Here is a 12,429-nt window from a genome sequence, read left to right on the forward strand (position 1 = left end):
ACCCTAACCAGTAGGGTCACGCCGTGAGTGGACTACCCGTGACGGCACGCCTCGCCTGGTGGGGAACGGCCTGGCTGCAGGGCCGGATCGGGCCCGACGAGTTCATCGACGCGATGCTCGGCGACGACGTGGCCCACGTGGTCACCGGAGCGGAGGGACCCGCGCCGCTCCTGCTCGAGCTGGCCGGTGCCCGCGCGCGGGGAGCGAGCGTCGTCGCAGCGGCCTACCCGGCTCCGGGTGATCCCGCCGGACTGCGCGGACCGAAGGACCTCAACCTCGCGGCGATCGAGGTCGGCGAGGTCGCGCTGCTGGTCGGTGCGGGAACGGCACTGGTCCCCGCCCGCGTCGGCCGGGCGGTGGAGTGGACCGCACACCCGGCCGAGCGCCGCCCGCCGCCCGATCTCGGCGAGGCCGACCGTCGACTGCGGAGCATGCTGCTCACGACCGCCAACGCGCTCGCCGCCCTCGACGTCGCCCGGTGGCGTCCGGAGCTCGCCGACGACCTGATCGACCTGCGCGCCGCCGTACCCCTCACCGCGCCGCCGGGCACCCCGGCCCGCAGCATCGACCTCGCCGGGCGCGCGCTGCACCTCGAGGCAGTGACCTCGCTCGCGCTCGACGACGACGGTGGCGCGGTCTCGGCCGGGGAGGTCGCTGCCCGCCGGGCCGCCCTCGAGCCGCTCGAGCAGGCAGCACGCCACGCACTGACGGCCGCCTGCTCGCCCGACGGCTGGCCTCCGGCGTCCTGAGGTCGCCACGAGCGATAGCCTTCAGCCGCGATGAGCACACACGACAACGCCCCCGAGACGCTCCTGATCACCGTCACCGGCACCGACCGCCCGGGAGTGACCTCGGCCGTCCTGGTGACCCTTGCCTCCGCCGGCGTCACGGTGCTCGACGTCGAGCAGATCCTGATGCGGGGTCGCCTCGTCCTGGGTGTGCTCGTCACGGCACCGCGCGACGTCAAGAAGCTCCGCAAGGCCATCACGACGACCGTCGAGGCGCTCGGCATGGCCGTCGAGATGGAACGCGGCTCCGGCGACAACCGCTCCCGCCCCAGTGACCGGGTGCACGTCACGATCATCGGAACTCCCCTCAAGGCCTCGGCCATGGCGGCGATCGCCGGGCGCATCGCCGACCTCGGCGGCAACATCGACCGGATCGAACGCATGGCCCGCTATCCCGTGACGGCGATCGAGCTGCACGTCTCGGGTGCGGCGCCGGATCGGCTGCGCACCCTGCTGGCCACCGAGGCGGCGCGCAACGGCATCGACGTCGCCGTCCAGCCCGCCAACATGCTGCGCCACGGCGTCCGCCTGATCGTCATGGACGTCGACTCGACCCTCATCCAGGGCGAGGTCATCGAGATGCTCGCCGAGCACGCGGGCTACGGCGCCGAGGTCGCCGAGGTCACCGAGCTCGCCATGCGGGGCGACCTCGACTTCGAGCAGTCCCTCCGGGCGAGGGTCAAGCTCCTCGCCGGGCTCGACGCCTCCGTCCTCGACGAGGTGTACGACGCGATCGTGGTCAACCCCGGCGCTCGCACGATGGTGCGGACCCTGCGCCGCCTGGGCTACCGCTTCGCCATCGTGTCGGGCGGGTTCAGCCAGATCACCGACCGGCTCGCCGCCGACCTCGGGATCCACCGTGCCCGCGCGAACACCCTCGAGATCATCGACGGCAAGCTCACCGGCGAGGTCGTGGGGCAGGTCGTCGACCGCGCCGGCAAGGCACAGGCCCTGCGCGAGTTCGCGGCGGACCTCGGGGTGCCCGAGGCCGCGACGATCGCCATCGGTGACGGCGCCAACGACCTCGACATGCTCGACGCGGCGGGTCTCGGCATCGCCTACAACGCGCGTCCGGTGGTGCGCGAGGCCGCGGACACCTCGCTGAACGTGCCCTACCTCGACACGATCATGTACCTGCTCGGCATCAGCCGCGAGGAGATCGTGGCCGCCGATGCCGAGGCCGGCATCGTGACGCCCGCTCCCCCGCTGGTCTGAGCCCCCGGCTGGGCGGTTGCTCAGTCGCCGTCGCGTGCGACGTGGAACCGGCGCAGCCGGCCGCTCATCGCGGCGAGGTCGGCCCATCCGCCGGCGAGGTCGAGGACGGCGGCAGTGCTCGTGGGGAAGCTGCCCAGCGCCACTGCGCCGGTCGCCTCGCCCTCGCCGTCGTCGAGCAGCTGGACCAGCATGCCCATCGTCGGGTTGTGCCCGACGACGACGGCCGTGGTGGCGTCGTCCGGCAGCACGCGCAGGAGGTCGAGCGCCCCCTCCTCGTCGGTGTCGTAGAGCGAACCGTCGTACGACGGCTCGAGGCTCCAGCCTGCGCCTGCGGCGACGACCTCCCAGGTCTCGCGGGTGCGGGCGGCGTACGACACGAGGGCGGTGTCGGGAACGATCCCCTCACCGGCGAGCCACTGGCCGAGCAGGCGGCCCTCGGTGCGCCCCCGGTCGGCGAGCACGCGCTCGACATCGGACGGTGCGAACGGCTCGGCCTTGGCGTGCCGGATGATCACGAGCCGGCGGGTCTTCTCCACGACGTCATCGTAGGGCCCATGCTGGTCCCGTGACCCAGTACGGCCTGACCCACCTCGTGCCGCTCGGCGTGTTCGTCGTGGGCCTGGTCCTGGCCGTCGTCCTGGGACGTCGCCACGCAGGCGTCCCGGGGCCGACCCGCTTCAGCCGGACCTGCGCCGTGCTGATCCCGCTGGCCACGGTGCCCTTCCAGGTCATCGACCTGGTGTTCAACTTCGACATCGACACGACGTTGCCGCTGCACCTGTGCGACCTCGCGTGGATCGCCGCGACATGGGCGCTGTGGACGCACCGGCCGTTCCCGGTCGCCCTGACGTACTTCTGGGGACTGACCCTCACCATCCAGGGCGTGCTGACGCCGTCCCTGAACGAGGACCTGCCGCACCCGAGGTACTTCGCCTTCTGGGCCCTGCACCTGCTGGTGGTGTGGGCGGCCGTCTACCTGGTGGTCGGGCTGCGCCGGTCGCCGCGCTGGAGCGACTTCGGTGCGGCCGTCGCCACGACCCTGACGTGGGCCGTGGCGACGTACACGTTCAACGTGCTGGCCGACACGAATTACGGCTACCTGCTGCGCAAGCCGCGCTCCTCGGTCCTGGACCTGCTCGGTCCCTGGCCGTGGTACGTCGCGCAGGAGATCGCCGTCGTCTTCCTGGCCTGGGCGCTGCTGACCTGGCTCGCCCAGAGGTCGGCAGCCTCAGGCGCCCATCGCGTGGAAGCCGCCGTCGACGTGGACGATCGCGCCGGTGGTGGCCGGGAACAGGTCTGAGAGCAGTGCGCAGACCGCCTTGGCGGTCGGCTCCTGGTCGGTGTTGTCCCAGCCGAGGGGGGCGCGGGTGGCCCACATCGACTCGAGCTCGCCGAAGCCGGGGATCGCCTTGGCCGCGAGGGTGCGCAGCGGACCGGCGGAGACCAGGTTGACCCGGATGTTCTCCGGGCCCAGGTCACGGGCGAGGTAGCGCGAGCACGACTCGAGGCCGGCCTTCGCCACACCCATCCAGTCGTAGGCCGGCCACGCAACGGTCGCGTCGAAGGTCAGCCCCACGACGGAGCCGCCCTCGGTCATCAGCGGACGGCAGGCGACCGCGAGGGACTTCAGGGAGTACGCCGAGACCTGCACGGCCTGCGCGACGTCGTTCCAGGGACCTTCGAGGAACTTGCCGCCGAGCAGCGTCTCCGGGTTGCCGTAGGCGATCGAGTGCACGACGCCGTGCAGCACGGCGTCCGCACCGAGGTGCTCGCGGATCGCGCCCGGCAGGGCCGCGAGGTGCTCGGGATCGGTCACGTCGAGCTCGATGACCTCCGGCAGCACCGGAAGTCGCTTCGCGATGCGTCGGGTGATCCTCAACGCCTGACCGAAGTTCGAGATCAGGACCGTGGCGCCCTGCTCCTGGGCGAACTTCGCCACGGCGAAGCCGATCGAGCTGTCCATCGTCACGCCCGCGACGAGGATGTTCTTGCCTTCGAGAATTCCCATTGTCAGTGCCCCATTCCAAGTCCGCCGTCTACAGGGATCACAGCACCGGTGACGTACGCCGCCGACGGGCTGGCCAACCAGAGCACCGCACCCGCGACCTCCGCCGGGTCGGCGTACCGACCGAGCGGGACCTGGGTGCGAATGCCCTCCTTCTGCTCGTCGCTCAGGACGGCGGTCATGTCGGTGTCGACATACCCCGGAGCAACGACATTCGCGGTGATGTTGCGCGGCCCGAGCTCACGGGCCAACGAGCGCGCCATGCCGACCAGGCCGGACTTCGACGCGGCGTAGTTGACCTGGCCCGGCGAGCCGAGCAGGGCCACGACGCTGGAGATGAAGATGATGCGCCCGCGACGCTGGCGCATCATGCCCTTCGTTGCTCGGCGCGCGAGCCGGAACGAGGACGTGAGGTTGGTGGCGATCACCGAGTCCCAGTCCTCGTCGGACATCCGCATCATCAGCGTGTCGGCAGTGATGCCGGCGTTGGCGACGAGGACCTCGACCGGACCGTGGGCCGCCTCGGCCGCGGCGAAGGCGGCATCGAGGGCGGCGGCGTCGGTGACGTCGGCCCTCAGGTCGAGCGCACCCTCGGGCGCACCGCCGCTGCGGGTGGTCACTGCGACAAGGTCACCCTGGGCGATGAAGGCCTCGGCAATCGCACGGCCGATGCCGCGGTTGCCTCCGGTGACGAGGACGGATCGTGGTTCGTTCACGCTCCTTGACGCTAGTCGCGTCGACCTCGTCGGCTCGTGGGCGGCAGGCACCAAGATCGGTGAGATCCCTTGTGAGATTCCTCCAAAGGCGCCTGCCGCGAGGTCACGGCTGCGGAGCGGGAATCCGGACTACTCGTCGTCCTCGAGGCGGAAGCCGACCTTCATGGACACCTGGAAGTGCTCGACCAGCCCGTCCTTGATGTGACCCCGGACCTGGGTGACCTCGAACCAGTCGAGATGACGCAGCGTCTGTCCGGCACGCTCGACGCCATTGCGAATGGCCTGGTCGATGCCCTCGGGGGAAGTTCCGACGATCTCGCTGACACGGTAGGTACGACTCGACATGACAGGCAGCCTACTGGTGGGCCTCCTCGGACGCGCGGCGTAGGCTGCAGGTATGTCCTCACCGCGTCACGGCCGATCCGATCAGCCCGACGCGATCCGGATCACGACCGTGGGCAACAACCCCCAGGCCGACATCTCGCGGAGGCAGAAGAAGTACGCCATCGCGATGACGATCCGCACCCTCTGCTTCATCGGTGCCGCCATCAGTGGCGCCGCAGGGATCAACTGGCTCTGGCCCTTCCTGATCTTCGGCTCGCTCGTGCTGCCCTACGTCGCCGTCGTGCTCGCCAACGCCAACGACTCCCGCTCCAGCTCGCTCCCCCTGCCCGGTGGCGGCGACCCGCAGCGCCAGCTCGGAGCCGGCCCGCATGGATCCTGACATCTGCTCCGCCAGGGACTGTCGGTCCCCGGCGCAGTGGCAGCTGCAGTGGAACAACCCCAAGCTGCACACGCCCGAACGCCGCAAGATCTGGCTCGCCTGCGATGACCACAGGGAGTCGCTCGAGCTCTTCCTCGGTGCCCGGGGCTTCCTCAAGGACACCGTCCCCCACTCCTGATCGGCGAGCTGGAGATCAGCCGCCGATGGCGGACATCGGGCGGTCCGGCTGCAGGAAGGTCGGGTCGTCGATGCCGTGGCCGGCGGCCTTGCCCCACATCGCCGCACGCCAGCGCTCGGCGATGTCGGCGTCACTCGCGCCGGCCCGCATCGCGACCCGGAGATCGGACTCGGAGCGCGCGAACAGGCAGTTGCGGACCTGGCCGTCGGCGGTCAGGCGGACCCGGTCGCAGTCGCCGCAGAAGGGGCGGGTGACCGAGGCGATCACACCGACGGTCGCCGGACCGCCGTCGACGAGGAAGAGCTCGGCGGGCGCGCTGCCCCGCGGCTCGCTGGCCGGGGTCAGGGTGAACCGGGTCGCCAGCGAGGCGAAGATCTCGTCAGCGGTGACCATCGAGGTCCGGTCCCAGCCGTGCTGGGCGTCGAGGGGCATCTGCTCGATGAAGCGGAGCTGGTAGCCGCGCTCGACGCACCACGCGAGCAGCTCCGGCGCCTGGTCGTCGTTGACGCCCCGCAGCAGCACCGCGTTGACCTTGACCGGCCCCAGGCCGGCCTCCACGGCTGCGCCGAGTCCCTCGACGACGTCGTCGAAGCGGTCGCGCCGGGTGATCTCGTTGAAGGTGTCGCGCCGCACGGTGTCGAGGCTGACGTTGACGCGGTTGAGCCCCGCGGCGGCCAGCGCACCAGCCGTGCGGGCCAGGCCCAGGGCATTGGTGGTGATCGACATCTCGACGTCGGGGTCCAGCGCGCGGACGCCGGTGACGATGTCGACGAGCCCGCGGCGTACCAACGGCTCGCCGCCCGTGAACCGGACCTCGCGCACGCCCAGGTCGCGCACGGCGATCCCGATCAGCCGGACCACCTCGGCGTCGCTGAGCTGCTCGTCGGTCGGCAACCAGTCCAGACCCTCTGCAGGCATGCAGTAGGTGCAGCGCAGGTTGCAGCGATCGGTCAGCGAGACCCGGAGGTCCGTGGCCGCCCTGCCGTGCTGATCAAGGAGTGGCTGCACTCCCCCAGTCTAGGCCGGGGGGTGGTTGTGTGGTGGTTGGTCCTACCGTTGTCCCGTGCGAACCTGGCTGGCCTCGTGGCGATTCCTCCTGAGCCGTCGGTGGGTGCTGTTCTTCGTGGCCGTCCTCCTGGCGGGCTGGGCGACGTGGTGGCTCGGTGAGTGGCAGTTCGGCCGGCTCGAGGACCGCAAGGAACGCAACGCGATCGTCTCGGTCAACGAGGAGCGCGAGCCCGTCGCGCTGACCGAGGTCCTCGCGCCGGGACGCCCCGTCGCCGAGGCGGACGAGTGGCGCCTGGTCACCGTCACCGGCGAGTACGACGTCGAGAAGACCGTCGTCGTGCGTTACCGCACCCGGGAGTCGGCCCCCGGGGTCGAGGTCGTCGTCCCACTGGTCACCGCCGACGGCACCGCCGTCGTGGTCGACCGGGGCTGGTTCGGCACCGACGACCCGGAGATCGGCCCGGACGAGCTCCCCGCGCCTCCGGCAGGTCAGGTGACGGTGTCGGGCTGGGTCCGCTCCGACGGCACCGGCAGCAGCACCGCCGTCAACGGCCACTCGACCCGCGCGATCTCGAGCGAGACGATCGGTCGCGCGATCGACCGTCCCGTCTTCACCGGCTTCCTCGCGATGAAGGCCGAGGACCCGGGCGCCACCGAGGACCTCGAGCCCGTCGAGCTGCCCGAGCTCGGTGAAGGACCCCACTTCTTCTACGGCCTCCAGTGGTGGTTCTTCGGCATCATGGCCGCCGGGGGCTTCGGCTACCTCGCCTGGGACGAACGCGCCAACGGTCGACGCGGGGACCGTCCGGGCGGCAAGCGGACCGGTGGACCGTTCGCCCGGCGCAACGCTCGGGAGGACGACGACGAGGATCAGAGGCCGCGCGACATCCCGCCGTCGACCGGCACCATCGCGCCGGACACGAAGGACGCCGCCGGCGACAGCAGGAAGGCCGCCACGCGGCCGAACTCCGACGGCAACCCGTAGCGACCGAGCGGGATCTGCGCCGTGGCCGCGGCTTGCGCAGCGGCGGCATCCCCCGTCGAGGCGTCCAGCTCGGCGACACGCTCGGTCGCGACCCGTCCGGGCAGCAAGCCGTTGACCCTGATGCCGCGCGGGCCGAGCTCGTCGGCGAGGTTCTTCGCCACCATCGCCAGCCCCGGTCGCAGTCCGTTGGAGATCGCCAGTCCCGCGATCGGTTGACGGACGCTGGTGGACAGCACGAAGGCGATCGATCCGCCGTCCTCGAGTGCGGCGGCCGCCGTACGCGCCAACCGGACAGCGCCGAGGAAGACCGAGTCGAAGGCCGTGAGCCACTGCTCGTCGGTCATGTCGCTCACCGTGCCGCCGGGCGGTCCGCCGACGCTCACCAGGACGCCGTCGAGTCGTCCCCAGGTGTCCTTCGCCTCCGCGACCAGTCGGCCCGCTGCGTGGGAGTCGCCGTTGTCGGCGGCCTGGCCCCTCGCGGCCCCGGCGCCACCGATCTCGACCAACGAGGCGACGGCGCTGTCCACGCTGTCCTGGTTCCGTCCGGAGACCAGGACCCGGGCGCCGTCGGCGACCAGCACCTCGGCGGTGGCCAGGCCGAGACCGCGGGTGGCTCCGGTGAGGACGAACACGCGACCCTTCACGTCGAGATCCATCAGCTGCTCTCCAACGTCTCGAGCTCTTCGGCGATCCGGGACACGGGTACGACGTCCGGGGCACCCTTGCGTGCCGCGTCGGCCGTGTGGTCGTCGGGCTGGCGCTGGCTCTCCCGCTCCGCCTCCACCCGCTTCAGGTAGTGCTGGAGCTCCCGGTCCTGCTGGTCGGTGTCCCAGCGGAGGTACCCGCGCACGAGCTCCGCGACGTGGGGTGCGGCGGCGACCCCGCGATCGAAGGTCTCGAAGGAGATCCGCATCCGGCGGGTCAGGATGTCGTCGAGGTGACGCGCACCCTCGTGGGTGACGGCGTAGACCGCCTCGACCTGCAGGTAGTCCTCGGCCCCGGGCAGCGGCTCCCCCAGCTCGGGTTCGGCAGCGACGAGGTCGAGGACCTCCAGGACGAGGGATCCGTAGCGTTCCAGCAGGTGCTCGACCCGGTTGATCGCGAGCCCGGACTGGGCAGCGAGCATCCGTCGCTGGTTCCACAGCGCCTGGTAGCCGTCGGCACCGACCAGCGGCACGCGCTCGGTGACGCATTCGCCGACCTTGCGTCCGAGCACCGTCTCCAGCCCGTGGACCGCCTCGTCGACGGCGTCCGCGGCCATCACCCGGTAGGTCGTGTACTTGCCTCCCGCGACGACCACCAGACCGGGGACGCTGTGCGCGACCGCGTGCTCCCTCGAGAGCTTCGAGGTGGCGGCGGACTCCCCGGCCAGCAGGGGCCGCAGGCCGGCGAAGACACCTTCGACGTCGTCGCGCGTGAGCGGGACCTCGAGCACGCCGTTGACGTGTTCGAGGATGTAGTCGATGTCGCTCGAGCTCGCCGCGGGGTGGTCCTTGGAGAGCTCCCAGTCGGTGTCGGTCGTACCGATGATCCAGTGCCGCTTCCACGGGATCACGAAGAGGACCGACTTCTCGGTGCGCAGGATCAGGCCGGTCTCGCCGCGGATCCGGTCTCGCGGGACGACGAGGTGGATGCCCTTGCTGGCCCGCACCTTGAACTGTCCGCGCTCACGGGCCATCCCCTGCGTCTCGTCGGTCCACACGCCGGTGGCGTTGATGACCTGCGAGGCGCGGATCTCGAACCTCTTGCCGGTCTCGAGGTCGATGACCTCGGCGCCCACGACCCGCTCGCTCTCCTTGATCAGCCCGAGCACCCGGGTGCGCGAGGCCACGGCGGCGCCGTACGTCGCTGCGGTCCTGGCGAGGAACATCGTGTGCCGGGCGTCGTCGACCTGGGCGTCGTAGTAGCGGATGGCGCCGATGAGCGCGTCCTTGCGCAGGGAGGGGAACGCCTTGCGGGCACCGCGCCGGCTGAGGTGCTTGTGGACGGGTACGCCGTCGCCGTACCCGCTCGCCCTGGACATCGCGTCGTACAACGCGACACCGGAGCCGGCGTACCAGCGTTCCCAGCCGCGTCCGGTGAGCGGGTAGAGGAACGGGACCGGGCGGACGAGGTGCGGCGCCAGGCGCTGCATCATCAGACCGCGTTCCTTCAACGCCTCCGCGACGAGCCGGAAGTCCATCATCTCCAGGTAGCGCAGGCCACCGTGGATGAGCTTGGAGCTCCTGCTCGACGTCCCCGAGGCGAAGTCGCGGGCCTCGACGAGCCCGACGGCCAGACCACGGGTCGCCGCGTCGAGTGCCGCACCCGCCCCGACCACACCGCCGCCGATCACCAGCACGTCGAGGTGCTGGGTGCTGAGCCGCTTGAGCGCGGCAGTCCGCGCTCGCGGTGAGAGTGCTGCAGGGTTCATCGCTCTGCCTCCACATCCACCCAGTCAAGGGTGCGTTGTACGGCCTTCTTCCACTGCGCGTACCCCGCTGTACGCCGTTCGTCGTCCCACTCCGGTTCCCACCGGGTGTCCTCACGCCAGTTCTGGCGCAGCTCGTCGGTGTCCTTCCAGTAGCCGACCGAGAGACCGGCGGCATAGGCAGCGCCCAGCGCCGTCGTCTCCGGTACGACGGGTCGGCTCACCGAGACGCCGAGGATGTCGGCCTGGATCTGCATGCACAGGCTGTTCGTCGTCACGCCGCCGTCGACCTTGAGCACCTCGAGCTGGACGCCGGAGTCGGCGCACATCGCCTCGACGACGTCTCGCGACTGGTAGCAGATGGCCTCGAGGGTCGCCCGGGCCACGTGCGCATTGGTGTTGAACCGGGAGAGTCCGACGATCGCGCCGCGGGCGTCGGAGCGCCAGTAGGGCGCGAACAGGCCCGAGAACGCGGGGACGAAGTAGACCCCGCCGTTGTCCTCGACCTGACGCGCCAGCGACTCGGACTCCCCCGCACCGCTGATGATCCCGAGCTGGTCACGCAGCCACTGCACGGCCGAGCCGGTGACCGCGATGGAGCCCTCGAGGGCGTAGACGCAGGGCTCCTCACCCAGCTGGTAGGCGGGCGTCGTGAGCAGCCCGGACGTCGACCGCACGATCTCGGTGCCGGTGTTGAGCAGCATGAAGTTGCCCGTGCCGTAGGTGTTCTTGGCCTCGCCCGGTGCGAAGCAGACCTGTCCGACGGTGGCTGCCTGCTGGTCGCCGAGGATGCCCGTGATCGGGATCTCGCCCCCGAAGGGGCCGTTGGCGCGGGTCGTTCCGTAGGGCGTGGTCGCCGAGGACTCCCGGATCTCGGGCAGCATCGCCCGCGGGATGTCGAAGAAGCCCAGGAGCTCGTCGTCCCACTGGAGGGTCTCGAGGTCCATCAGCATGGTGCGGCTGGCATTGGTGACATCGGTGACGTGGACGCCACCGTCGGGGCCGCCGGTGAGGTTCCACAGCACCCAGCTGTCGGGTGTCCCGAACAGCGCGTCGCCGCGCTCGGCCGCCTCCCTCAGGCCCGGCACCTCGTGGAGCAACCACTGGAGCTTGCCGCCCGAGAAGTACGTCGCCGGGGGCAGGCCCGCGCGGTGCCGGATCACGTCGCCGCGGCCGTCCCGGTCGAGCGCCGCTGCGATGGCGTCGGTGCGCGTGTCCTGCCAGACGATCGCGTTGTGGAGCGGACGGCCGGTGCGGCGGTCCCAGACGATGGTGGTTTCTCGCTGGTTGGTGATGCCGATCGCGGCGAGGTCGGAGGCATCGAGGCGGGCCTTGCCGAGCGCTGTCTGCACCACGGAGGAGGTCCGTTCCCAGATCTCGACCGGGTTGTGCTCGACCCATCCGGCCCGCGGTAGCACCTGCTGGTGCTCGAGCTGGTGGCGGGCGACCTCGGTCCCGGCATGGTCGAAGACCATGAACCGGGTGCTGGTCGTGCCCTGGTCGATCGCCCCCACGTACCTCGCCATGTCGCAACTCTGGCACGTGGGGCACAAGTCTCAGGGGCGACTCGGGGCATTTCCTGATGAACGGCGGTCGCCGGATCGGGCAAGGTGGTGCCCATGACGGTCGACTCCCCCCACTCCGCCCTCACCCCCCGCGTCGCTGCCCGGGCGGTCGACCTGCACAAGACCTACGGTTCCGGCGGCGCAGAGGTCCGCGCGCTCGACGGCGTGTCGATCGACCTGCTCGCCGGCCAGTTCACCGCGATCATGGGTCCCTCGGGATCCGGCAAGTCGACGCTCATGCACTGCCTCGCAGCCCTGGACACCCCCACGTCGGGCCAGATCGTGGTCGGCGACACCGACCTCGCCCGCTTGCGCGACAAGGCACTCACGGCGCTGCGCCGGGACCAGGTGGGCTTCGTCTTCCAGGCCTTCAACCTGATCCCGACCCTGACGGCGAAGGAGAACATCCTGCTTCCGCTGAGCCTGGCCGGCGCGAAGCCGGACCAGGCGTGGTTCGACACGGTCGTCGACACCGTGGGCCTGCGCGACCGGCTCGGACACCGTCCCGCGGAGATGTCGGGTGGCCAGCAGCAGCGGGTCGCCTGCGCCCGGGCGCTGGTCAGCAAGCCGGCGATCGTGTTCGCCGACGAGCCCACCGGCAACCTCGACAGCACCTCCGGCGCCGAGGTGCTGTCCTTCCTGCGCCGCAGCGTCGACGAGTTCGGCCAGACCATCGTGATGGTCACCCACGACGCCATCGCGGCGTCGTACTGCGACCGCGTGGTGTTCCTCGCGGACGGCCGGATCGTCGACGAGATCTCCTCGCCCGACCGCGAGCAGATTCTCGAGCACATGTCGGCCCTGCAGGCGGCTGCTGTGCGCGGCGAGGCCTGAG

Annotated in this window: 15 protein-coding genes; 7 read left to right on the forward strand and 8 right to left on the reverse strand. The window is 70.8% G+C overall.

From position 1 onward, the window contains the following. The first annotated feature begins 23 nt into the window (after nt 1–23). Together ASE01_RS19215 and serB are read left to right on the forward strand one after the other, a co-directional pair. Nucleotides 24–749, forward strand: coding sequence for a hypothetical protein (locus ASE01_RS19215; protein ID WP_056756185.1), 726 nt, complete (start codon nt 24–26; stop codon nt 747–749). A gap of 30 nt (nt 750–779) precedes the next feature. Next, nucleotides 780–2,003 (forward strand): phosphoserine phosphatase SerB, encoded by a 1,224-nt coding sequence (serB, locus tag ASE01_RS19220; protein WP_056756188.1) that lies wholly within the window; start codon nt 780–782, stop codon nt 2,001–2,003. 20 nt (nt 2,004–2,023) lie between these two features. Here serB and ASE01_RS19225 read toward each other — a convergent pair whose 3' ends face one another. After that, nucleotides 2,024–2,539: a SixA phosphatase family protein gene (locus tag ASE01_RS19225; protein WP_056756192.1), complete on the reverse strand. Its 516-nt coding sequence runs from the start codon at nt 2,537–2,539 to the stop codon at nt 2,024–2,026. Nucleotides 2,540–2,568: 29 nt separating this feature from the next. Between ASE01_RS19225 and ASE01_RS19230 the strand changes: the two genes are divergently transcribed. After that, nucleotides 2,569–3,303, forward strand: a complete 735-nt coding sequence (locus ASE01_RS19230; protein ID WP_056756196.1) for a TIGR02206 family membrane protein — start codon at nt 2,569–2,571, stop codon at nt 3,301–3,303. Here ASE01_RS19230 and fabI read toward each other — a convergent pair. The 3 genes from fabI to ASE01_RS19245 form a co-directional block, all read right to left on the reverse strand. Beyond that, the gene (fabI, locus tag ASE01_RS19235; protein ID WP_056756199.1) at nt 3,232–4,011 is read right to left on the reverse strand and encodes an enoyl-ACP reductase FabI; all 780 of its coding nucleotides are present in this window, start codon (nt 4,009–4,011) and stop codon (nt 3,232–3,234) included. The two genes, ASE01_RS19230 and fabI, sit on opposite strands and share 72 nt — an antisense overlap. A gap of 2 nt (nt 4,012–4,013) precedes the next feature. Continuing rightward, entirely contained in the window at nt 4,014–4,724 is a 711-nt protein-coding gene (gene fabG, locus ASE01_RS19240) for a 3-oxoacyl-ACP reductase FabG (protein WP_157537562.1), read from the reverse strand. Between the two features lie 129 nt (nt 4,725–4,853). Further along, nucleotides 4,854–5,069, reverse strand: coding sequence for a dodecin (locus tag ASE01_RS19245; RefSeq protein ID WP_056756205.1), 216 nt, complete (start codon nt 5,067–5,069; stop codon nt 4,854–4,856). 52 nt (nt 5,070–5,121) lie between these two features. Between ASE01_RS19245 and ASE01_RS19250 the strand changes: the two genes are divergently transcribed. Then, nucleotides 5,122–5,448 carry a DUF3099 domain-containing protein gene (locus ASE01_RS19250; protein ID WP_056756208.1) on the forward strand — a complete coding sequence of 109 codons (327 nt, stop codon included), beginning with the start codon at nt 5,122–5,124 and terminating at the stop codon, nt 5,446–5,448. Beyond that, nucleotides 5,438–5,626 carry a hypothetical protein gene (locus tag ASE01_RS19255; protein ID WP_056756970.1) on the forward strand — a complete coding sequence of 63 codons (189 nt, stop codon included), beginning with the start codon at nt 5,438–5,440 and terminating at the stop codon, nt 5,624–5,626. Before ASE01_RS19250 ends, ASE01_RS19255 begins: the two co-directional genes overlap by 11 nt. Nucleotides 5,627–5,641: 15 nt before the next feature. Here the strand turns inward: ASE01_RS19255 and moaA are convergent, their stop codons facing one another. Then, nucleotides 5,642–6,634, reverse strand: a complete 993-nt coding sequence (moaA, locus tag ASE01_RS19260; protein WP_056756211.1) for a GTP 3',8-cyclase MoaA — start codon at nt 6,632–6,634, stop codon at nt 5,642–5,644. A 55-nt stretch (nt 6,635–6,689) separates the two neighbouring features. Between moaA and ASE01_RS19265 the strand changes: the two genes are divergently transcribed. Further along, on the forward strand, nt 6,690–7,619 hold the full coding sequence (locus tag ASE01_RS19265; RefSeq protein ID WP_056756214.1) for an SURF1 family protein: 930 nt from the start codon (nt 6,690–6,692) through the stop codon (nt 7,617–7,619). On the opposite strand, the gene ASE01_RS24110 is transcribed toward ASE01_RS19265, so the two are convergent. Genes ASE01_RS24110 through glpK form a run of 3 tightly spaced genes read right to left on the reverse strand, consistent with a single transcriptional unit; the run spans nt 7,505 to nt 11,555 of the window. Beyond that, nucleotides 7,505–8,275: an SDR family oxidoreductase gene (locus tag ASE01_RS24110; protein ID WP_082606237.1), complete on the reverse strand. Its 771-nt coding sequence runs from the start codon at nt 8,273–8,275 to the stop codon at nt 7,505–7,507. The two genes, ASE01_RS19265 and ASE01_RS24110, sit on opposite strands and share 115 nt — an antisense overlap. Further along, nucleotides 8,275–10,032, reverse strand: coding sequence for a glycerol-3-phosphate dehydrogenase/oxidase (locus ASE01_RS19270; RefSeq protein WP_056756217.1), 1,758 nt, complete (start codon nt 10,030–10,032; stop codon nt 8,275–8,277). The genes ASE01_RS24110 and ASE01_RS19270 overlap by 1 nt, the downstream gene beginning before the upstream one ends. After that, nucleotides 10,029–11,555 carry a glycerol kinase GlpK gene (gene glpK / locus ASE01_RS19275; RefSeq protein ID WP_056756220.1) on the reverse strand — a complete coding sequence of 509 codons (1,527 nt, stop codon included), beginning with the start codon at nt 11,553–11,555 and terminating at the stop codon, nt 10,029–10,031. Before glpK ends, ASE01_RS19270 begins: the two co-directional genes overlap by 4 nt. A 93-nt stretch (nt 11,556–11,648) precedes the next feature. On the opposite strand from glpK, the gene ASE01_RS19280 reads away from it, so the two are divergent. After that, nucleotides 11,649–12,428 carry an ABC transporter ATP-binding protein gene (locus tag ASE01_RS19280; RefSeq protein ID WP_056756222.1) on the forward strand — a complete coding sequence of 260 codons (780 nt, stop codon included), beginning with the start codon at nt 11,649–11,651 and terminating at the stop codon, nt 12,426–12,428. Nucleotide 12,429 lies beyond the last annotated feature (1 nt).

This window comes from Nocardioides sp. Root190, from assembly GCF_001428565.1.
Classification (GTDB): domain Bacteria; phylum Actinomycetota; class Actinomycetes; order Propionibacteriales; family Nocardioidaceae; genus Nocardioides.